Origin of the sequence: Paenibacillus sp. FSL R7-0216 (assembly GCF_037969915.1) — a bacterium.
GTDB lineage: Bacteria > Bacillota > Bacilli > Paenibacillales > Paenibacillaceae > Fontibacillus > Fontibacillus rhizolycopersici.
In genome coordinates, this window is the sequence record NZ_CP150222.1 from 3461942 (window position 1) to 3482828 (window position 20887).

Below are 20887 nucleotides of genomic sequence, written 5' to 3' on the forward strand. Positions count from 1 at the left end.
TTTCGGCAGGAGTTTTCTGTCTCGTCCCTCTTATTCGATTCGTTCTAAATTTCCGTTCGCATCCATTTTAAATCGAGATTTACTTTCCTCGTCCTCTTCGTTCAAAAAAGCCAACCGCCGGGCCCGGTCCATAATCTGAATTAACGCCTTATAATCGTCGTTGACGACCCGATAATCGGTCTGTACCTCATTGACCTGCGTCGATAACCGTTCGTTTTCTTCGCGAAGTGCGGCAAGCTCCTCTTCTTTCTCACGCAGCTCCTTCTCCAGCGATTTCATTTGACGGTTCGTCTCCTGAACCGTACTTTTCCATCCGCGCAAAAAACGGATCACCGCATCGATGGATATCGTTTCCTCGGTTACTCCATCACTGCCGCGATAACCACCGTCGTCCATTTCGACGGAAGCGAGGGAAGCCATGCCGGAACCCGCGATGAGCGGGGTTTGCTTTTTCATATAATTCCGTTTCTGTCTCTGTGCTTTGGCGATGCTGATGGCCGCTTCGTATTTTTTCCGTACGCAGCTATTCCATCGGAAACCGCAGGCCGCCGCCGTTCTGCCAATCCGTTCCCCGACCTCTTCGAAAGCGTTTAATTGGGTGCTGCCCTCCCGTATATGCCGAAGAGTCACCTCGGCCAGAATCAAATCGTCTTCTGCGCTCCATGCATCTTGTCTCACAGCTGTCATGCTATAAAAACCTCCTAACGACATCCTAGTCTAACCGTCTTCCAACCGGCGGTCTCCGGCAGGCGTATGGGTAAAATGCTTCTTACTCCATTTCTATGCCTCTCATAGAGTTCATAGAATCTATTTGATACTAAAATGTATTTCCAAAATCAAGGAACTCCATACATGACGTTCGCGGAAACGAATAACATAAGCATATGACAGTCGATAATACTGTTATATTGCTCACATTGTCATTTGCAGAATCTGGCTAAATATTGACTTTTCGTTTACACTTTTCGGCCTAACGGGTATAATGAGAAAAGAAATGGAAGGTTCGTTGATACATAAGAAAGGGGGATTACCTCGTGGCACGCATGTTCCGCGTCCTTGGCTTCTTCACTTTGGCTATTGGGCTTATGGCCTTTGCGGGCGATATGACGGAAATGGCCTTGCTATTTTTCTTGCAAACCGCCTTTTTCGTACTTTTCGGCTACTTGAAGTTTACCGAGAGAACCTATATCCTGCTGTTTTGGGGATACATGATCGTCGCTTTTACCGGTTTCAGCTACTGGACGATCTTTAAAATGGGTTTGCCCCTCTAATCCCAAGCGTTCATAAGTGTTCCAAAAGGGTGTTTCGGCTGTGGGCCGGAACGCCTTTTTTCGTTGCTTCTGCTATTTCCGAACCTGTTATCATATATATAGTACAACTATTGACGGGAGAGGATCGCTGTTGAAGAAACGCCTCATATCGCTCTGTCTATTGCTCTCATTGACTGCCCTCCATATTACCGGCATGCCAGCCGTTGCCGCACCGCTCACCGCCGAAGAACAACAAATCCTGGAGCAAAGCTTGTCGATTCAGGAAATCGACCGGGAAATCGAACGGATTGAGTCCCGCCAGCAGGAGACAGAATCGGCCATTCGTGATTTGCAGGAACAGCTTTCCGATAAAAATAAACAAATTCGCGTCAGCCGGGAGCAAGCCGGCTTAAGGCTGCGTGCTTATTATATGGGAGAACGGGAAAATCTAATGTACGCTTTGCTGAGCGTGAACAACCTTAAGGATTTTTTTACCGTATTGGACTATTACCAACTCATTATGGATCGGGATCGCGCCGTATTAAACCAATACAAGTCGGACTACGCCAAGCTAAAGCGTACAAAACAGAAACTGGATGATACTTCCATTGAATTGGCTCGCATGAAAGAAGAGCTTCAGCTCCAACGTAGCCGTGTCGCCGCTCTTCAGCAAAGGGTCGATGAAACGCTTGGGCTCAGTGCCGACCCCGAAAAGCTCAAAGCGCTGATTCAAGAGCTCACGGTTTATTGGGAGAATGTCGGATTATATGAGTTGCGGAAGTATTTTCAGGCACTCAGTTCCGCCATGTCGCACTTTCCCGACTTCCTGCAGCAAAACGAGAACAGCTTGATTGCCGAAAAAGGCGGTTATCGCCTGGAAATCCGCGAAGAAGAGCTTAATGCATTTCTATATAGTCAAAACGAGCTGTTGAAAGATATGAGTTTTCGCTTCGAAAAAGATAAGATCGTTGCGCGAGGTAGCCGGGAGGGCTTGAAGCTCGAGGTTGAGGGACATTATACGGTAGAGCAAGAACCGGAGAATTCAATCGTCTTTCACGTTGACCGCCTGTTGTTTAACGGCTTGGCGCTGCCGGATACGACGCGGGCCGAGCTGGAACGGGATTTTGATCTCGGATTTTATCCTAAAAAAATCGTCCCCTTCGTTGAGGCCACCGATGCGGCCATCTCCGAGGGAACGTTGACGGTGAAATTAAAATTGGCTTTGTAAGTTAAGCGGCGTTACTGGCTAAGCTCAGCCAACCGGCCGCGATATTGCTTGGCGGTTATCGCCCCACTCAAATAATCGTAAGTGAGTGTCGCGAACGCTTCAAGCTGTCCTGGCAACGCCGGACTCGCCGGGAGTGCAGCTCCGGCCCCGGCAGCCAATGTAGCGGGAATCCAAGCCGGCAGCTCGTTTCGAGCAGCTTCGTAATAAATGGTTTTCACTACCGGAAGCTGCCCCGATGATTCCTGCCAGCGCATCTGATTTAACGCGGAGGTCATCTCCGAGATCCACAAACCTGCCGCTTCGGCATTGTCCGTTTGGGAGGAGACGGCATAACTACGTCCTCGTATCCAGGATGACGCCAAATTCGGCTGCACCTCCGGCATCCACACTTTCATTTGGGGATGCGTATGCTTCTGGGCGTCAGTTGCCGGGACGATCATCATGGCCAACTCATCGCTATTCAATTTCTCCCACGCATCAGCTCCCGCCGCACCCGAATCCAGTAGCCAAGGTTGAATCTGCTCCATCTGTTGCAGTGAGAACGGCATGTTGCCCTTTACCGCAAAAAACGGCTCGGTCCCCCCCGGCTTCCAGCCTCCCCCGATTTGCCAAAGCAGCGTTGCCGCCGCATATGGATCGCGATAATCCAAGCCCAATAGGTAGGGTTGGGAACGTTGTTTTTTATAAGCGGATAACAAGGCGTTCCAATCGTCCACCGATGCTGGCGGATGCTCCAGGCCCAACTGCTTTAGCTTGGCCGGGTTATAGACCATCACATAGGGGTCTACGTCCAGCGGAACTCCCCAGACATAACCGTTCCATTCGTTAGGAATCAAGGAAGCACTTAACACTTCTCCAGACAATGAACCTGAATAATATCCCTCTGTGGGCAGCAAATAACCATCCGCAGCAAAGCGGCGAATCCAGACATTGTCCAATAGCAGCACGTCCGGCGAATCCCCTAGCTTCATGAGTTGTCGCTGAAAAGAAGCATAGGTCTCCTCTGCCGGTACATTCACCAGATCGACCTCCACCGGATGGATCACCGTAAACTGTCGGTTCATTTCCTCCAAGCGCCGGAAATCGGACTCGTCCATTTGCACCGCGACTTGAATATGGCCAGTCTCTTGAAGGTTACTCGCTTCGGGCGGTGTAAACGGCAAGGTCTCACCGCGGTCTTCCGGGCGAACCAACGTCGTTTCTTCGCTAGGGGACAGATTGATTAAAGCGAGCAGCAGGATTGCAAAAAGCACCCAATGATTTTTTCGCTTCACGCCTGTTCTTCCTCTCCTCAGTTTAGGAGCGTAAGTCAATAAACATTCCGATACTCCGTATTGTAGCAAATCGTGGAATGGATTGTCCCGTAAAAAATTGTATATGGGGAGATGGCGGGAGGTCGCGGGAGGATTCGGGCGATACAAAGAGTTCAAGAGCGCTAGGGGCCGCCGGGTGAAATGTTCTTACGATCGCTGTTGCTCGCGGATTTCCCTGGTTGAACTAAATTCAGATGGAGTAGAAATCCGCTCGCAAAGGCGAACACAGCCTATGCTTCCGAAGTAGCTTTCTTTCAGAAAGCTTTTAGTTTCTTCAGAATCATTTCCCCCTCTGGCCTTTCGCGCTCTTAATTGAGTTTACCATTCCGGCTCCTCCCGCCGATGGAGGTAATAAAGCACGGCGAATCTTAAATAGTGATTCGCCTGCTACTATGTTAGCTTAAGTGCGCCGAGGGAGGCACGCACGCGAAATTTTCTTCTGTAACGGAACGGAGAGCCGCTATTTGTGTATTTCCCGGACATTTCCCGTTCTAACGGAATCACGAGCTGCTATTTAGCCAAAAACGTAACTATTGTCGCCAAAAGTGTCCAAATAAGGTCATTTGGTTCCGTTAGACCTCAGAGTCTCCCATTAGCAACCGAATAACGTCTCCCCGTTCCGTTAGCCCTCCTCCATACGGCCAAAATAGCCCGGCGCATCAAGTTATAACGATTCGCCGGACTAAGAAACTAACTAATTTGTGCCTAGGGAGGCACGCACGCGAAATTTTCTTCTGTAACGGAACGGAGAGCCGCTATTTAGTCATTTCCCGATCATTTCCCGTTCTAACGGAACCACGAGCCGTTATTTAGCCAAAAACGTAACTATTGTCGCCAAAAGTGTCCAAATAAGATCATCTGGTTCCGTTAGAGCTCAGGTTCCCTCATTTGCAACCGAATAACGTCTCTCCGTTCCGTTAGCCCTCATGTCAACGGCAAAAAAGCCCGGCGAATCACGTTATACCGATTCGCCGAGCTTTTACTATTATTTCGCGAAGGACGAGTGGCGAGCACTCGGCCAGCGCCCTCCCACTCCAGGAAAGCAAGTAACGAACCAGAGGAAGTTTACGTCCGCATTTGGGAGCCGGTTGTCTCCCTTCCCTCTCATCATTGGACAACCGGCGGACAAGAGCGGGCCGAGGGCGTTACTTGCTTCCGTTGACTTGGCTACCACGGTTTCCGCCACGGTGACCGGCCGGACGAGTCCGGGAACCAGACGTCCTCCTACAACAAATCCGCCGCCAGCTGCGCCAGCTTCGAGCGTTCGCCTTTCTCCAGCGTGATATGCCCGCTGATGCCTTGGTCGCGGAAACGCTCGACTAAGCTGGTCAAGCCGTTGCTCGTTGCGTCGAGATATGGATGGTCGATTTGCTCCGGATCGCCGACCAGGACGATCTTGCTGCCTTCCCCGACGCGCGACACAATCGTTTTGACTTCATGGCGCGACAGGTTCTGCGCCTCGTCGATAATGATGAACTGCCCCGGGATCGAGCGGCCTCGAATGTACGTGAGCGCCTCCACCTGAATGCTGCCGAGTCCCATCAGGATTTTCTCGATATCGCCGGACTTTTTCGTGTCGAACAAGAACTCCAGGTTATCATAAATCGGTTGCATCCAAGGACGCAGCTTTTCTTCTTTTTCCCCGGGCAGGTAACCTATATCCTTCCCCATCGGAACAACGGGCCTAGCGATGAGCAGCTTCTTGTATTTGTGTTCGTCCTCAACCTTCAGCAGGCCGGCGGCCAAGGCGAGCAACGTCTTCCCGGTACCCGCCTTACCGGTGATGGTAACCAGCGGGATATCATCATTGAGCAGCAGCTCCAAAGCCATACGTTGCTGGGCATTTCGAGCACTGATCCCCCAGATCGGCTCGTTGCTGAGATACAGCGGCTCCATGCGTGTGGCGTCTTCGTTAACCTTTAACAAAGCGGATTTGCCGGTGCCCATTTCATCTTTTAATATTACAAACTCATGAGGGTAAAGGGAATAATTAAGTCCAAGCGGTTTGATCGGCAAAAAACGATACGTATAAAATTCATCAATCACCGACGGGTGAACCTTGAGGGTCGAGTAACCTCCGTACAGATCGCTGGGGCTAACGGTCCGGTCCGACAAGTAATCCTCGGCATGCAGTCCTAGGACATCGGCTTTGATCCGAACGAGTACATCCTTACTCACCAGGATGACCGGACGCGGCGAAGCCAGCTCCGCCTGTTCCAGATGATAGTTCAGGGCAACGGCAAGAATCCGGTTATCGTTGGTGACCTCCCCGAACATTTCCTGGACCTTGACAAAGCTGCGGTGGTTTAATTCCACCTTGATTCGCCCGCCGCCCTCCAGCGGCACGCCGTCGTGCAGATGACCCGTTTCCCGCAATCCGTCAAGCAAGCGCGATACGCCTCGCGCGTTGCGCCCGATCTCGTCAGCATTGCGCTTTTTGGTGTCGATTTCCTCCAGCACGACCGCCGGAATGACCACATCATGCTCGTCAAAAGCGAAAACAGCCCCCGGATCATGCAGCAATACATTCGTATCCAATACAAAGATTTTCTTCACCATTATCCCCTCCAACCGCGGTCATTGCAGCCTTATGTGATTCATACATATTTTTTTCCGCCCAGGGAAATCTAATCTCGATATCTGAACTCCGATAACGAGAGATCAATTCCGAAAGGACGGATCGAACATGCGAATATGGCTGTGTTTGTTAGTGACGGCTTCCCTGCTTACAAGCTGCGGAACTGGTTCTGAAAAGGCATCACCCTCTCCAAGGAATCAAACAGAGAATACGCCCCGAGCGCAAAGCGTGGACCCTTACGCCACAACCGGTACAAACGGCAACAGGGCAATGTCAGACCGTGACAGACAAGTCTATTTGGAGCAGCTTGTGAAAAAGGTTCCCGGCGTCAAAGGCGCACATTGCGTCATTATGGGCAAAACCGCCATCGTGGGCATCGATGTGGATAGCCGCCTCGAGCGCGCAAGGGTTGGGAGCATTAAATATACAGTCGCTGAAGCGCTTCGAAAAGATCCGCACGGAGCTGGCGCCATCGTAACCGCCGATATGGATTTGAACCAACGGATTACCGAGATCGGCAAGAAAATTCGCGAAGGCCATCCGGTTTCCGGTTTCGCCACCGAGCTTGCCGATATCATCGGACGAATCGTTCCTCAGCTCCCGAGCGATACGCGACCTCCCGAAGGCGTGAACCCGAAACAAATGAAAATGGCCCCTGGCGGCGGCACGACGCGGCAAAACTTGCGTTAAGTTTGTCCCAAGATGGAAAAAAAGCCTAGCGATAACCTCGCTAGGCTTTCTTCATGGCGTCAAACACTTGACGATCCAGCATGTCCGCAGCACGCTGGTCGTAAACTTTGGCATATTCCGGCGGCGATACCAGTTGCGCACCATAAAACAACGCATTCCGTACGGCATCGATATGAATATCGAAGCAGCACATATTGAACGGCACGCCGTCTAGGGGATCTTGCACAACGGAAGCACGGCCATTAATCGAGTAAATCGTCTCTTGACCGAATACCGTGACGGTAACTCGCGGATTGGCCTTCAAATTGCCGACCAGCCTGGAGCGATGGTCCAGAGCGAGCCGCAGCTTCGAATGATCGACGGCGTAAACCCAAGAGATCGCGCTGGACGTGGGCCCTCCGGATTCCTGATCCACCGTGTTCAGCAATACAAACGTTTCGGACTGGAAAATCGAATAAAGCGAATCGGACAATTGGGTAACGACTTCGGACATAACGACCAGCCCTCCTGTACGGCATTGCATGAGATTCCACTTAAGACGCTTCAGCTATCCTGTCAGTTAATTGTATTATAACATGTGGCAAAACTTGCATTCAATCGTCAGTTGACCGGCTCGTTTTCCGCTTGCCCGCCATTTCCTTGCTGCGAGTCAGACGTTTTGATGCCGGCAATCTGATTCCTTAAGGCTTGTTTGGCCGCATCCAGTTCATCCTCGTGCAAATAAACGTACGGACTCTTCCAATCACCGGTTACCGGCATGAAATCAACATTTTCCTTGGAAATGCTCCAGTAGGCTTGAATCATATTCTTCATCTGCTGCGATTCCAGATCGGTATCCATATTCTTGCCGACGGACTCGATCACTTTACCTGCGCCCATTACACCATTAAGCGACTTCGCTTGGTCGATTAGGGCATGCAGCACTTCATTCTGCCTGCGGTTGCGGTCAAAGTCATCCGAGCCCTTCGTTCGAGGGCTGCAGTTCGATTTACGGTATCGAACGTAACCAAGCGCATCTTCCCCGTTTAGGTGCTGAGCCCCTTGCTTCAAATTGATATCGGTACCGTCCGCCGTATCGCGGTAACACATATTTGCATCGACATTCACGTCGACGCCACCTAATGCGTCCACCACATCACGGAATCCTTGAAAATTCAGAACCGTAACATAGTCGATATCGATATCAAAAAACTTGCTCATCATCGTTTTCATTTCCTGCGTGGCGGAAATACCCGTTTTTTTCTCTGCCGCTAGAAAATTGGGATAAAACGCGTTGATCTTGTTTGTCTTATATCCGTCCATCTTCACTCTCGTGTCTCGCGGCAGGGATACGACAGTAGCGGACTTCGTGTCCGGATTCATCGCGATCATCATCATTACGTCGCTAAGATGTGTGCCGGTCTCCGGTCGATAATCCGTGCCGAGCAGCAGCATCGTGATTGGCTTCACCTTAGCGGATTTTCCCGGAGCCACTTTATCCGTGGTCCCGGTCGCATCGATCACCTGATCTGCGGTATAAAACAAATAACCTGCATAAAGGCCAACCCCAACCACCCCGATAATGAGGAGCGTCAGGACAAATTTTAAAAATCGTTTAAAGCCGCTGGACTTCTTTTTTCCGGTGGACCCATTCTTCGCACCTTTTGCCGAGCCTCTTTGGCTATGCCCCCGAGGAGGTAAGCCGCTGCGGTTAGAACTCATGAACTCAAACACCTTATTTCTATAAAAATGTTGTCGCATCCATAAAGACGTACCGGGTTTCGAAAAAGTTACCGAATTTAGGCGGGAGCCAAATTATGCCGATTTATCTCCAGCCGGCGGACCTGCCTTTTTCTCCTTGTTCCGTCGTCCCTCGACAAAATAGCGGATTCGTACCATGAGCATCAGAACAACAGCGACCAGCAAGCATTGAATGATCGGCAGTTTGTCGATTTGAAAAATGAGCAGCAGGAACGAACCCAACGCCATGAGAAGGTAAAGGATGATCTCCTTAAACAGCGGCAGCTTCTGCTGTGCGCGAAATACTTTATTGTAAACGAAAACGATCAGCACGAAGATCAGCACGTAGGAAACGACTGGATGCTCAGCAAACCAGGCCTGCATATCAAACCCCTCCTTCAAATGGCAACGTTACAATTATTATAAGTTGGCTTCCGACATTTTGCGATGTTTTTCCGCCCGTTCACGTTCGCTTTTGTTCAAAATCTTCTTGCGGAGGCGAACCGATTTCGGCGTAATTTCGCAATATTCATCATCATTCAAATATTCCAGCGCTTGTTCCAGCGAGAATAGACGTGGCGTCTTCATCTTCACCGTGTCGTCCTTCGTGGCCGAGCGCACGTTCGTCAACTGCTTCTCTTTACAAATGTTAACGACGATGTCGTTGTCACGGGTATGCTCCCCAACGATCATCCCTTCGTAAATTTCCGTACCGGGTTCCAAGAACAAGATCCCGCGATCCTCGATCGACAAAATCCCGTAAAGCGTCGAAACGCCGTTTTCACTGGATACCAATACCCCTTCATGGCGCCCACCGACCTGACCGCCAAGGAATGGACCGTAGCTGTCAAAGGCGTGGTTCATTACACCGTAACCGCGAGTCAATGTCAGGAAATGCGTGGTATATCCAATCAAACCGCGAGCCGGAATCAAGAACTCCAAGCGAACTTGACCGGTTCCGTTGTTGATCATGTTGACCATTTCCGCTTTGCGGGAACCTAAACTTTCCATAACCGCACCCATGCTTTCTTCGGGCACGTCGATCAGCAGACGTTCAAGCGGCTCCATCTTGACTCCGTCGATTTCCCGTACGATAACTTCCGGTTTGGATACTTGCAGCTCGTAGCCTTCGCGGCGCATGTTCTCGATCAGGATACCCAGGTGAAGCTCCCCGCGTCCGGATACGATAAAGGCGTCCGGGCTGTCCGTCTCTTCGACGCGCAAGGAAACGTCGGTTTCAAGCTCCTTGAACAGACGCTCGCGCAGTTTGCGGGAGGTCACCCATTTCCCTTCGCGTCCGGCGAACGGGCTGTTATTGACGAGGAACGTCATCTGCAGCGTCGGCTCGTCTATCTTCAATACCGGCAAAGCCTCCGGCTGGTTAGGATCGGCAATCGTTTCGCCAATATTAATGTCCTTGATCCCAGCGATGGCTACGATATCGCCAGCTCCAGCTTCTTCGATTTCCACGCGGCGCAGGCCTTGGAATCCGAACAGCTTCTCGATGCGAGCGGTCTTCTTGCCGCCGTCGCGTGTCATAACCGCCACGGATTGGCCTTGGCGAATGATGCCGCGGTTTACCCGGCCGATGGCGATCCGGCCTAAATATTCGTTATAGTCCATCAACGTAACCAGGAATTGCAGCGGCTCGTCTACCTTCTCCGTAGGCGCCGGGATATGATCGATAATCGTTTCGTACAACGCCATCATATTGTCGTCCTGCTTCTCGGGATCCAGGCTGGATGTGCCGTTCAAAGCCGAAGCATAAACAACCGGGAACTCCAATTGATCGTCGCTGGCTTCCAATTCGATAAACAAGTCCAGTACCTCGTCGATGACTTCGGCCGGGCGTGCAGCCGGACGGTCGATTTTGTTCACGACAACGATCGGCGTCAAGTGATGCTCCAGCGCTTTGCGAAGCACGAATTTGGTTTGCGGCATGCAGCCTTCGTAGGCATCAACAACAAGCAATACACCGTCGACCATTTTCATAATCCGTTCCACTTCTCCGCCAAAGTCGGCGTGTCCCGGGGTATCCACGATGTTGATCAAGTAATCCTTGTACGTAATGGCCGTATTCTTCGCCAAAATGGTAATCCCGCGTTCCCGTTCCAAATCATTAGAGTCCATAGCCCGTTCCTGTACGGCCTCGTTTTCCCGGAAAATCCCGGATTGTTGCAGCAGTTTGTCGACTAGCGTCGTTTTCCCGTGGTCGACGTGGGCAATAATCGCAATATTGCGAATTTCGTTTTCTTCACGCATAGGTTTATCTCCAAATCCTTTCGTCTCTATAGATTATCAAGCAGTTGTCAAGCGTAATGAATTATATATAAAGTTTGCACTTCGAACGGTATTTAATCGACAGGACCAAGTGCAGCCTCATTAACCACAAAACAAAGCGTCGACTAGATGCCGACGCTTGACATATCCCTTATATTATACGTGAAATTTTGAATAATTCAAGAACTAACCCAACATTACCAGGATCTCCGGCGATTGCCGCGGGCGGCGATCAGCCAGATCCCGGCAATAATCAAGAGCGCAGCCAGGAAATATACAATCGAGGAAGCGAACAATGTCCAGCCGAGCAGAAGGATCGAGAAGGCTCCCAGAATCATAGCGGCGATGAATATTCCGTTCTGGCGCTGGGGCGAGAAGTAGCCGTATTCGAACAGGCCGACGGCCAGGCCGAGGAAGAAGAGCGGCCAGGTAAACTTCAGCGTTTGCCATCCGCCAATAACCCCGGTGAAAAACACGAGGCTGTAGACAACCAGAATTGCGCCGGGAAGCAACAGCTCTGCCGGGCCTTTACGCCAAAAATGCCATACGTGAAGCACGATCCCCGGAATCAGCAGCAGCAGCGGCCAAAGCGCCTTTCCAAGAAAGCTGAACACCCCTAATTTCCCGAGCAGGATAATCACTCCGGCAGCGAGAATAAAGACGCCAGTCATCAGCTTGTTGTTGTCGGACATATCCATCACACACCTTCCAGAAGACAATGAGGGACAAGACGCAGCAAATTACGACATCCCCTTCCCTTCCAGTTTATATGAAATCTGCCCAAAAAACCACTCGGCCCACGGCCTAGGACGGATGTTTTTTTTCGGATCGTGTGGATGGAACTGCCGAAGCGAGTTACCCGCGTCCAGCGTTATATTTTCGCAGCCAGCCGAACATAATAACGACCGCGGCAGTCACCGCAGGTACGGCATGTGCCAATGCGGGGATGGCAGCTTCCAGGACCGGACCGAGTTGAGGGTCCTGCAGCAGCATATCCCCTGCAGTGTATCCGAGGATACCCGCTCCGGCATAGGTGAGGATCGGCATTCGCTGCAGCCAATCGGCGATCAGGTTGCTGCCCCACACCACGATCGGAATGCTGATGGCGATCCCGATGACAAGGATGGATACGTCGCCTTCCGCCAGCGCGGCGATCGCCAGCACGTTATCCAGGCTCATAATGAAGTCGGCGGCGAGGATCGTCTGCACCGCCTTCCACAATGAGCCTGCGCCGGACACGCGAGAATGCTCCTCCTGAGGGAGCAGCAGCTTAAAGGCAATGGCCGCTAGCAGCACGCCTCCTGCCGCATGAATAAACGGGATTTTCAACAGTAAAACTGCCACCCAGGTCAAAATGCAGCGCAGCAGCACAGCTCCCAGTGCGCCCCACCACACGGCCCGTTTGCGTTGCTTAAGCGGCAAGTTCTTACTGGCCATAGCTATAACAACGGCATTATCGCCGCTTAGCACTAAATTGATGATCAGAATTTCCGACAACAGCAGCAATTGTTCCAAGCTCATCCCTCCCCTACAACTTGTATGAGGAATGGAGCCAAGCTATGCCACTTTACAAAAACAACTCTGGACAAATGAATCCTTTTAGCGATTTAATACGTATATACGTCTATAGAGGAAGTGACATAACGTGGACTTATTTAGTGCTGCTTTTTTTCTCGCCCTGATCAACATTATTTTTATCGATCTTATTTTGGCGGGTGACAATGCAATCGTCATCGGGATGGCGGCAAGAAAGCTGCCCAACTCGGTCCAGAAGAAGGCGATCCTATACGGGACAGCCGGAGCTGTGGTACTGCGAATCGCCGCGACCCTTATTGTCGTCTGGTTATTGCAAATCCCCTGGCTGCTGGCCATCGGCGGTTTGATGTTGGTCTTTATCGCTTACAAGGTGTTAGCGGATGAAGGCGATCATGACAACATCGAAGCCAAGGACAAACTGTGGCCTGCCGTCCGTACCATTATCATTGCCGACGCGGCGATGGGGCTCGACAACGTCATCGCGGTCGCAGGGGCGTCCAAACAACATATGGTTCTGGTCGTAATTGGCCTGCTAATCAGTGTTCCCATCGTCGTATGGGGAAGTACCCTCTTTATTAAATTGCTGGACAAGTTCCCTTGGATTGCTTACCTTGGCTCCGCGGTACTGGCTTACACTGCCGCCAATATGGTTACCGAGGAACGCCATTTCTTGCATTTCTTCGAGGAAAATCCGGTTCTGCGCTATCTGCTGATCGCGATTGTGGTCGCCGGCGTGCTGTTGGCCGGTTACATGAAGAAACGCCAGCATCGCAAGGAAACGGATAGCCGTCAGACCCATCCGGCAACCCGTTAAGAGCAGCAAAAACCGCCTCAGCCTTCAAACATGGCTTTGGCGGTTTTTTTGTAGCATTAGAACCAATTTTCCTGGACGACGTCAGCTTCTGTCGATTCCCGCCGCACGATCCTGCGACCAGGCCGAATGACGATGGTTTCCGTGTCCTCCACCGCCTTGGCAATCATCTGGTCCAAATCCTTCAGGGAGTGCTCGACGCTCTCCAGCACATGCAGATTGGGATTGGTTGCCGGTGACTTCGGCACGAACAAGGTACAGCAATCCTCGTAAGGCAAAATTGACAAGTCATACGTGCCGATCTGCTGTGCCATCGCGATAATATCTACCTTATCCGTCATGACCAACGGCCGCAGCAACGGCAGATCGGTCACCCGTCCGATTGCATTCATGCTGGACAACGTTTGGCTGGCCACCTGGCCTAGACTATCTCCCGTTACCAAGGCCAAGGCTCCATTACGTTCAGCCAGCTTGGTGGCGATGCGCAGCATCGATCTTCGCATCAAAGTGATGATCAGGTTCTCTTGACCGGATTGCGCCAATGTGGTTTGGATCTCGGTAAAAGGGACGAGATGCATCTTGATCGAGCCTGCAAACCCCGCCAAGACAGTGGCCAGGTCGATGACCTTTTGTTCGGCTTTTTTGCTCGTAAACGGATAGCTGTGAAAATGAACGCATTCGATTTCCAAACCACGCCGCAACGCCGACCAACCGGCGACAGGGCTGTCGATACCGCCGGATAGCAGCAACATCGCTTTACCGTTGGTTCCGAGCGGGAATCCCCCCGCACCGGGAATCACTTCACTGAACAAATAGGTGCCCTGTTCCCGGATCTCCACGCGAAGCTCCAATTCGGGGTCATGTACGTCCACTTTCAGCTCGGGACAGGCGTTTAGGATCGGGCCGCTGACCAGCTTATTCATTTCATGCGTCGAATGGGGAAATGGCTTCCAGACCCGGCGGGCGCTTACTTTAAATCTCGTGCCAGGCGCGACGCCAAGCTCCTTAACGAAATTTACAGCGTTTGGGATGATATCCTCCAGCCGGGACGGCGTAACCCGGATCGGCGAGATCGAGGTAACGCCGAACACATTCTTCATCGCTGCGACGATTGGCTCTAGCGGCTCTCCGTTTAAGGCAATATAGATCCGTCCATATTCCTTGATGATCTCCGCGCGGGGAAAAGGGTGCAGCAGCGCCTTAACGTGCTTGTGGGCCACCTTCTCGAAACGAGACCGGTTCCGCCCTTTAAGAATAATTTCTCCAAAACGGAGCAACAGCATATCATATTCCAGCATCTTGACATTTCTCTCCTATCGTAAAGCCTGCAGCCGCTTGACCGATTGCTTCAACGCAGCGAGCAAGGCATCTATGTCTCGCTCTTCGTGTTCATCGCCCATACTGATCCGAATGCCCGACGAGGCGATTTCCTTGGATTTACCCATAGCCAGCAGAATGCGGCTTGGTTCACTCCGTTTGGAAGAGCAAGCCGAGCGGGTCGATACGTAAAATCCCTCCTCCTCCAGCATGTGCAGCAACGCTTCCGCTTTCATACCGGGATAAGAAAAATGCACGATGTGCGGGGCTCCCTGTGCAGATGAATTTACCGCTAGCTCCGGGAGCTCCGCAAGCCCTTGGATCAACTGCTCTCGCAAGCGGTACATCACGGTTGCCCGGGCGTCCCGGCCTTCCGCCGCCAAACGCAAAGCTTTGGAGAAGGCCACGATATAAGGAATGTTCTCCGTTCCGGAACGGTAGCCCCCCTCCTGACCTCCGCCTGCCAGCAGCGGTGCAAGCTGTAGTCCCTCGCGAACATACAGCAAACCGACGCCTTTGGGCCCTCTTAGTTTGTGCGCAGATAAGCTGTATAAATCAATGCCGCCATCCGTCAAGGATAACGGCAGTTTGCCAAAGCCTTGAACACCGTCCACATGAAACAGGACTCGGGGCGCCGCGGATTTCAGCAGCCGACCAATGTCCTCCACAGGCTGTACGGCTCCTGTTTCATTGTTGACATGCATCACCGACACAAGAACGGTATCCGGACGCAGCGCTTCCCGCACCTGTTCAGCAGTTACGTTTCCATTCCCGTCAACCGGAAGAACGGTCGCCTCCCAGCCCCAGGACACCAGTTGCTTCACGCTCTCCAGCACGGACGGATGCTCCGTTTCGGTTGTGATCAAATGCTTGCCTCGTCCGGCAAACTGAAGGGCCGCGCCTTTAATCGCCATATTGTTGCTTTCCGTGGCCCCGCCGGTAAATACGATTTCCCGCGGTCGAACTCCCAATGCCGCGGCGCTAACTTCCCTTGCTTTATCCAACAGCTTCGAGCTTTCCTCGCCAAGCCGATGCAGTGACGACGGATTCCCATAATGCCGAGCCATCACTTCCGCTACGGTCTTGGCAACATCCTCATAAGGGGGTGTCGTTGCTGCGTGGTCGAAATAAATCATCTTTTCACCTTCATCTCAAAAAAGACCAAATTGAAAACGCGTATACCCGAAACAACCGCGGTCGGAGCGTTTTCCATTTGATCTTTCTTATCATGTAACGCCATATTCGATAAGCTGCAAACTGCATTAAGCCTCGAACTTTGCCTGTGCTCTCATAATCTTAGCAATATAACTTTGCGTCTCCTGAGGCAACAAATGGAATTTCTCCATCAATTGTTCATCGTTGCCGATCCCAAGTCGTTGCAGTCTTCCAGGTCCGGCATTGTATGCCGCAAGGGCTGTTTTAACGTCTCCGCCGTAACGATTGATCTGATACGACAGATATTTGGTGCCCCCGTCTATGTTTTGCGCCGGATTAAATGGATCGCTAACACCTAGCCCTCTAGCCGTCCCGTCCATCAGCTGCATCAGCCCTTTGGCACCGGCGGACGAAACCGCCTGCGGGTTAAACGACGACTCGGTCGCGATCACGGCTTTGATCAAGCTTTCCGGCACGCCGTACCTGGCACTGGCCTGGGTAATCAGGGATTGCAAATCCGATGTGCCTTCCGAAGTCACTTCCGCGAAATCCTCCGCTGACCCCATTCCGGCTACGGTCCCGGAACTAGGAAGTAACTCCGCAAACAGCCCGTCCAAAGTGTCCGTATCATTGAGCCCGCCAGAATACAGGTACCCCTGAAGCGATTCCAACACCGAACGAGAATTGGCGCCCGCAGAATCGGATGATCCTTGCGAATCCTGTTCCGAGAGCATCATTTCTTGCAGCAATATATCAAACAATGAACCGTCCATATCGCCAGAAGCCCGCTGTGCCGACGTTCCTTGCAAGTCTACAGGGTTCAAGGACTGAAGCTGGATCCATTGTCCCATCGTTCGCGGATCGATTTGCATGCCTTCTAAGTCTCCTCTTTGGGGAATAACTAGTTCAATGCCTATATTTTACACGCATTCAACGCCTTGCACCACCCTTTTTCGATAAAATTCGCAAAAAGAGAAAAAGGCCAACGTCCGTAAGACGACGTTAGCCTGAGGGTATGACATTCATGATTTCATCGTTAACGACCGCCGAAGGATTAGCGGGTAAACGGCATGAGCACGAAATAACTTAACGTAGATACGATACCCAGACCGATCGCCCAAGCTCCGGACGTTTTGTTGCCCTGGCTATAGGCGTAAAAGCCCATCACCGCCGCCAGCGGCCCCAGGATAATCGACCACATAAAGAGCGAAGCGATCCCCAGACCGACGCCAACGTAGCCTACCGTCCGACCGGCCGTACGAACCCCATCGACACGATCGGATCGATCTGCATCGCGAGTTCTCTCGGCTCTTTCCCCGCGGACCACGTTACCGCTAAACGTCCCCGCTGGCGTGACCTCTGCCGCATACTCCTCGTGATACTCGCGGTCAACTTTGCGCGGATAATCGGTGCGGCTTTTGCCGGATGAGAGTTGTTCCGGTTTGTCTGATTTGGTATCCGTCATCAAAAGCACCTCCGTTAACTAATGTTTTACTTACGACGATTTCGATTTAGGCTTAAACGTATGACAGCAAGTAGCGGCGGACGACAGGGCGGAGTCTCGGTGTTCCGTATCAAACGTTTCGCCGGCAAATTCCGCCGAATAACGGCTGTTCGCATGCTGATCGACATCGATCATAATGACGTCGGCGTTGCATACATTTTTGTCTCCCCAATAGGTGCAGTTGGATACGCTACATTTGACCATGGGTTTTTCCCCATTTGGCATGTTGATCACCTCGCGTATCATTTTCTCCTCGCCCCCATCCCCTTATGCGCCAAGCCATTAGCAAATCGTTCCCAAAAGAAAAAGATGCCGAGATCTCGGCATCTTGTCGTTATTCAATTTTCTATTTGGCGGAACGATTTAATCGCAGTTGGGTCAAATAATCGCTTTCATAATAAGTCAGGTCGTCGCGTAATTCCTCGAACATCCCCGTAATGTCCAACACGATATCACGTGCTGCCCGAACCGGCTTTTTACGGAACCGGATCGCATCCTGCCCGGTATAAGCATATCTTCCATCTTCGGAATAGCTTTCATTTTTAGGATAGAAGAAATTGTTAACACAGTCATGATATACATGGTACAGCACTTTCTCGGCAGCTTCCTCGTCAAAGGTCCCGCGCCGAAGAGCGACGCCCAGCTTCTCGTAGCAAACCTCGCTGAACACGAGCAGATGCCGGAGATCCGATAAAAATCCTTGGTAAAACAAAGCTCTGTCCTCTTCTTGACCTTCCATAAGCTGCGGCAGCGAATGCTCGTTCAAAAACGCTTCAAGCTTCTCGGCCGCACGTTTCAAATTCTCTCGAGTGGCTTCACACAACTGCCTGATGTTATTGGCTTGTGACATGCGAACAATTCTCCTTCACCTGTAATGATCGGTATAGTCATTAACGAAAATATCGTAACACAATTTAACCGAATACGGTATCCCTCAAGGAATAAAAACAGGGACATCACCTCACGCTATGGCTATCGACATCTTAAAGGAGGCTAACCGATGAAATGGCGCAGATGGGCTGCCTTAGGGCTGGCGGGAGCAGCCACAGTGGTCGCGGTTTCGTTTCTATTCCCTTCCTCGGACAATGACAAAGCAACGCCGCGGAATACCGTAAATCGGCTTTCCGTACCCCAACCGGCTGAGGAACAAAAGTTGAAGCAGAGTATGCTGAAGCGCGACATGACCGCAACCGAACGGTTATCCCGATTGGACGCCCGGGGTCACCTTCGTTCGCTTGCCGCCGACTTTAGCCAAAGTAAGCGCGGTAAGCTGCCCGGCTCTGCCCAAGAATTGCAAAAGGACCATAAGCAGTTTCAAGCGATTCTGTGGTACGATGCCGCAAGCGGGCAAACCAAGCAATTTCGGCGAGAAGATTTCAACCCGGATCCCGCGGTGAAGAAGCAGTTGAACATGTACTTAAATTACGCCAAAAAAGCGCTGAGCAAATCGACGGCATACGAATCGCCTGCTTTCCCGGCGAAGCAGCCGAAATACTTCGTTGCCGCTGAGCCGGCCAAGGATAAGAAGCAAGGGGTCATCGCGGTGATGGACATCGGGATTTTAGGACGGGTACAGGACCATCAACACAAAAACCTGCGTTTGATCCCTTACCCGAGAGAAGGTAAATTCAAGGTTGAATCGGTGCATGCGGATACGCTTAAAGACATCACCGTCAAAACGGGGCATGATAACGAAAAAGCGAGTCACTATTACGAAAACGAAATCGTTGTTACGTTCCACAGCAAGCCGACTCCGGAGCAAATGAAGCAAATCGTGCAGGAGATTTCCGGCAAAGAGCCGCGCAACCTGAATAGCACCTACATTTTTCGTTCGGATACGATGACCATGAAACAACTTCGGCAGTACTTCCTGAATAAATGGCAACCGAAGTACATCGAGCCACATTATTTGTATTTGACCAACGAAAGCGGAGGAAGTTATTGGGACGATCCGGGGAGTTTCTTTAACGAAGACGATACGAGTTATGCCGAAGAGACGCCGGAAGTTCCGAACGACATGCTGTTCTCCGAATACCAGTGGAACCTGCCGATCATCGAAACGAACCGCGGCTGGCAGCTGTCCAAAGGCAGCAACGACGTGATCGTGGGGATCGTCGACACTGGCGTGGACTTGAAGCACCCTGATTTGCAAGGTCGGTTGCTGAAGGGCTATAACGTCATCGAACCCGACAAGGAACCGTCCGACGACGTTGGGCATGGCACCCATGTGGCTGGCATCATCTCCGCCAACGTGAACAATGGCGAGGGCATCGCAGGGATGATGTGGGGCGGCAAAATACTTCCTGTGAAGGCGCTAGATAAGTCAGGTTCGGGTACAACCTATTCGGTGGCCCAAGGTATCATTTGGGCAACGGACCACGGCGCCAAAGTGATCAATATGAGTCTGGGCAACTACGCAGACGCCCAGTTCTTACATGAGGCGATCAAGTACGCTTATGATCGGGACGTGGTGCTGATCGCAGCTACGGGCAACGACAATACCGAACGCCCGGGCTACCCGGCCGCCTACCCCGAAGTCTTGTCGGTTTCCGCGACGGACTACAACCTGCAGAAAGCTTCCTTCTCCAACTACGGCGATTACATCGACGTCATGGCACCAGGCGAAAGTATCGCCAGCACCTATCCGGATAATCAATATGCGGCGTTGTCCGGCACGTCGATGGCCAGCCCGCACGTTGCAGCCCTTGCCGCCTTGATTCGATCGGTGAATCCGGAACTGAAAAACACCGAGGTCATGGACATCATCCGCAAAAACGTCATCGATCTTGGAGATACCGGACGCGATAAATATTACGGATACGGGCAGATCGACGTTTACGCTGCGCTGCAAGCCGCCGGAGGCGGCGAGGCGCCGCTGCAGTTTTGGCCGCAGTCGATTCAGCGTAAAATGGACCGCGCCGTGGACCGCACCAAATAAACGCACTAAAACCAAAAGCCTCCACATCGCCGGAATTCATTCCAAGCGATGCGGAGGCTTTATCCATAGAAATAGATCATGTTCCCTTTAGTGTTGAAAGTTTGCCGTAAGCCGGGTTCTGTACTCGTTGCGGTAGAACGGGAACAACCCTCCCGCGTTGAGTGACAATCATCTATCTAGGCCGCACATTACTGGGCGGCTCCAGCAACCAACCCGGACGCGCCTCGGGCAAAGGCCGCTTCGCGAAGAAGCTGCGTCCCATTAGGTCTTGCTCCAAGTGGGGTTTACCAGGAACGAAGTCACCAGCGTTCCTCGGGGTCTCTTACACCTCGGTTCCATCCTTGCCTGTGACTCCTTCCCACGAAGTGAGAAGTCGTCCATCGGCGGTCCATTTCTGTGGCACTATCCTTCAGCTCGCGCTGACTGGACGTTATCCAGCACCCTGCCCTATGGAGCCCGGACTTTCCTCCCGCGGCTCTTCAGCCGCCGGCGATTGTCTGTCAAACTTTCGAAAGGCAACACTTGATAGTATACAGGCATTGCTGCCTGCTGACAAGAGCGATTTGAC

20 protein-coding genes and 1 other RNA gene are annotated in these 20887 nt (G+C 51.8%); 5 read left to right on the forward strand and 16 right to left on the reverse strand.

Annotation, left to right across the window (positions count from 1 at the left end; all coding sequences use genetic code 11):
* Positions 1–30 precede the first annotated feature (30 nt).
* Complete coding sequence (locus tag MKZ15_RS15930) at positions 31–687, reverse strand: RsfA family transcriptional regulator (protein WP_155607767.1); 657 nt, start codon at positions 685–687, stop codon at positions 31–33.
* 347 nt (positions 688–1034) lie between these two features.
* Here MKZ15_RS15930 and MKZ15_RS15935 point away from each other — a divergent pair, with 347 nt between their 5' ends.
* A complete protein-coding gene (locus MKZ15_RS15935; RefSeq protein WP_193416364.1) occupies positions 1035–1271 on the forward strand; it encodes a DUF2626 family protein in 237 nt (78 codons plus the stop codon).
* A 130-nt stretch (positions 1272–1401) separates the two neighbouring features.
* Positions 1402–2478 carry a hypothetical protein gene (locus MKZ15_RS15940; RefSeq protein ID WP_339816897.1) on the forward strand — a complete coding sequence of 359 codons (1077 nt, stop codon included), beginning with the start codon at positions 1402–1404 and terminating at the stop codon, positions 2476–2478.
* A gap of 11 nt (positions 2479–2489) precedes the next feature.
* Here the strand turns inward: MKZ15_RS15940 and MKZ15_RS15945 are convergent, their stop codons facing one another.
* Complete coding sequence (locus tag MKZ15_RS15945; protein ID WP_339816898.1) at positions 2490–3752, reverse strand: extracellular solute-binding protein; 1263 nt, start codon at positions 3750–3752, stop codon at positions 2490–2492.
* A 1263-nt stretch (positions 3753–5015) separates the two neighbouring features.
* Positions 5016–6347, reverse strand: a complete 1332-nt coding sequence (locus MKZ15_RS15950) for a PhoH family protein (protein ID WP_193416366.1) — start codon at positions 6345–6347, stop codon at positions 5016–5018.
* 130 nt (positions 6348–6477) lie between these two features.
* On the opposite strand from MKZ15_RS15950, the gene MKZ15_RS15955 reads away from it, so the two are divergent.
* Positions 6478–7059 carry a YhcN/YlaJ family sporulation lipoprotein gene (locus MKZ15_RS15955; RefSeq protein WP_193416367.1) on the forward strand — a complete coding sequence of 194 codons (582 nt, stop codon included), beginning with the start codon at positions 6478–6480 and terminating at the stop codon, positions 7057–7059.
* Between the two features lie 40 nt (positions 7060–7099).
* Here MKZ15_RS15955 and MKZ15_RS15960 read toward each other — a convergent pair whose 3' ends face one another.
* The 6 genes from MKZ15_RS15960 to MKZ15_RS15985 form a co-directional block, all read right to left on the reverse strand.
* Entirely contained in the window at positions 7100–7552 is a 453-nt protein-coding gene (locus tag MKZ15_RS15960) for a pyridoxamine 5'-phosphate oxidase family protein (protein WP_155607770.1), read from the reverse strand.
* 107 nt (positions 7553–7659) lie between these two features.
* Entirely contained in the window at positions 7660–8760 is a 1101-nt protein-coding gene (locus MKZ15_RS15965; RefSeq protein WP_155607771.1) for an LCP family protein, read from the reverse strand.
* 93 nt (positions 8761–8853) lie between these two features.
* Complete coding sequence (locus MKZ15_RS15970) at positions 8854–9162, reverse strand: YlaH-like family protein (protein ID WP_155607772.1); 309 nt, start codon at positions 9160–9162, stop codon at positions 8854–8856.
* Between the two features lie 36 nt (positions 9163–9198).
* Positions 9199–11040 carry a translational GTPase TypA gene (gene typA, locus MKZ15_RS15975; protein WP_155607773.1) on the reverse strand — a complete coding sequence of 614 codons (1842 nt, stop codon included), beginning with the start codon at positions 11038–11040 and terminating at the stop codon, positions 9199–9201.
* 215 nt (positions 11041–11255) lie between these two features.
* Positions 11256–11756 carry a hypothetical protein gene (locus MKZ15_RS15980; RefSeq protein ID WP_155607774.1) on the reverse strand — a complete coding sequence of 167 codons (501 nt, stop codon included), beginning with the start codon at positions 11754–11756 and terminating at the stop codon, positions 11256–11258.
* 157 nt (positions 11757–11913) lie between these two features.
* Positions 11914–12573, reverse strand: a complete 660-nt coding sequence (locus MKZ15_RS15985) for a TerC family protein (RefSeq protein ID WP_155607775.1) — start codon at positions 12571–12573, stop codon at positions 11914–11916.
* Positions 12574–12703: 130 nt separating this feature from the next.
* Between MKZ15_RS15985 and MKZ15_RS15990 the strand changes: the two genes are divergently transcribed.
* On the forward strand, positions 12704–13408 hold the full coding sequence (locus MKZ15_RS15990; protein WP_193416369.1) for a TerC family protein: 705 nt from the start codon (positions 12704–12706) through the stop codon (positions 13406–13408).
* 56 nt (positions 13409–13464) lie between these two features.
* Here MKZ15_RS15990 and thiI read toward each other — a convergent pair whose 3' ends face one another.
* From thiI to MKZ15_RS16020, 6 genes are all read right to left on the reverse strand, one after another.
* Positions 13465–14700, reverse strand: a complete 1236-nt coding sequence (gene thiI / locus MKZ15_RS15995; RefSeq protein ID WP_339822445.1) for a tRNA uracil 4-sulfurtransferase ThiI — start codon at positions 14698–14700, stop codon at positions 13465–13467.
* Positions 14701–14718: 18 nt separating this feature from the next.
* Positions 14719–15858, reverse strand: coding sequence for a cysteine desulfurase family protein (locus MKZ15_RS16000; RefSeq protein ID WP_213622621.1), 1140 nt, complete (start codon positions 15856–15858; stop codon positions 14719–14721).
* 126 nt (positions 15859–15984) lie between these two features.
* A complete protein-coding gene (locus MKZ15_RS16005) occupies positions 15985–16749 on the reverse strand; it encodes a lytic transglycosylase domain-containing protein (protein ID WP_155608728.1) in 765 nt (254 codons plus the stop codon).
* Between the two features lie 182 nt (positions 16750–16931).
* Positions 16932–17342 (reverse strand): hypothetical protein, encoded by a 411-nt coding sequence (locus MKZ15_RS16010; protein ID WP_155608727.1) that lies wholly within the window; start codon positions 17340–17342, stop codon positions 16932–16934.
* Positions 17343–17372: 30 nt separating this feature from the next.
* A complete protein-coding gene (locus tag MKZ15_RS16015) occupies positions 17373–17585 on the reverse strand; it encodes a DUF1540 domain-containing protein (protein WP_155608726.1) in 213 nt (70 codons plus the stop codon).
* Positions 17586–17727: 142 nt separating this feature from the next.
* Positions 17728–18231: a YpuI family protein gene (locus MKZ15_RS16020; protein ID WP_155608725.1), complete on the reverse strand. Its 504-nt coding sequence runs from the start codon at positions 18229–18231 to the stop codon at positions 17728–17730.
* Positions 18232–18381: 150 nt separating this feature from the next.
* Between MKZ15_RS16020 and MKZ15_RS16025 the strand changes: the two genes are divergently transcribed.
* The gene (locus MKZ15_RS16025) at positions 18382–20319 is read left to right on the forward strand and encodes a S8 family peptidase (RefSeq protein ID WP_339816903.1); all 1938 of its coding nucleotides are present in this window, start codon (positions 18382–18384) and stop codon (positions 20317–20319) included.
* A gap of 92 nt (positions 20320–20411) precedes the next feature.
* On the opposite strand, the gene rnpB is transcribed toward MKZ15_RS16025, so the two are convergent.
* An RNA gene (gene rnpB, locus MKZ15_RS16030) (RNase P RNA component class A) lies at positions 20412–20828 on the reverse strand.
* Positions 20829–20887 lie beyond the last annotated feature (59 nt).

Bases quoted from the DNA above. Each gene is read 5' to 3' on its own strand.
- MKZ15_RS15930 (WP_155607767.1), bottom strand. From the start codon at position 687: ATGACAGCTGTGAGACAAGATGCATGGAGCGCAGAAGACGATTTGATT.
- MKZ15_RS15955 (WP_193416367.1), top strand. From the start codon at position 6,478: ATGCGAATATGGCTGTGTTTGTTAGTGACGGCTTCCCTGCTTACAAGC.
- MKZ15_RS15960 (WP_155607770.1), bottom strand. From the start codon at position 7,552: ATGTCCGAAGTCGTTACCCAATTGTCCGATTCGCTTTATTCGATTTTC.
- MKZ15_RS15965 (WP_155607771.1), bottom strand. From the start codon at position 8,760: ATGAGTTCTAACCGCAGCGGCTTACCTCCTCGGGGGCATAGCCAAAGA.
- MKZ15_RS15970 (WP_155607772.1), bottom strand. From the start codon at position 9,162: ATGCAGGCCTGGTTTGCTGAGCATCCAGTCGTTTCCTACGTGCTGATC.
- typA (WP_155607773.1), bottom strand. From the start codon at position 11,040: ATGCGTGAAGAAAACGAAATTCGCAATATTGCGATTATTGCCCACGTC.
- MKZ15_RS15980 (WP_155607774.1), bottom strand. From the start codon at position 11,756: ATGGATATGTCCGACAACAACAAGCTGATGACTGGCGTCTTTATTCTC.
- MKZ15_RS16000 (WP_213622621.1), bottom strand. From the start codon at position 15,858: ATGATTTATTTCGACCACGCAGCAACGACACCCCCTTATGAGGATGTT.
- MKZ15_RS16005 (WP_155608728.1), bottom strand. From the start codon at position 16,749: ATGCAAATCGATCCGCGAACGATGGGACAATGGATCCAGCTTCAGTCC.
- MKZ15_RS16010 (WP_155608727.1), bottom strand. From the start codon at position 17,342: ATGACGGATACCAAATCAGACAAACCGGAACAACTCTCATCCGGCAAA.
- MKZ15_RS16015 (WP_155608726.1), bottom strand. From the start codon at position 17,585: ATGGTCAAATGTAGCGTATCCAACTGCACCTATTGGGGAGACAAAAAT.
- MKZ15_RS16020 (WP_155608725.1), bottom strand. From the start codon at position 18,231: ATGTCACAAGCCAATAACATCAGGCAGTTGTGTGAAGCCACTCGAGAG.
- MKZ15_RS16025 (WP_339816903.1), top strand. From the start codon at position 18,382: ATGAAATGGCGCAGATGGGCTGCCTTAGGGCTGGCGGGAGCAGCCACA.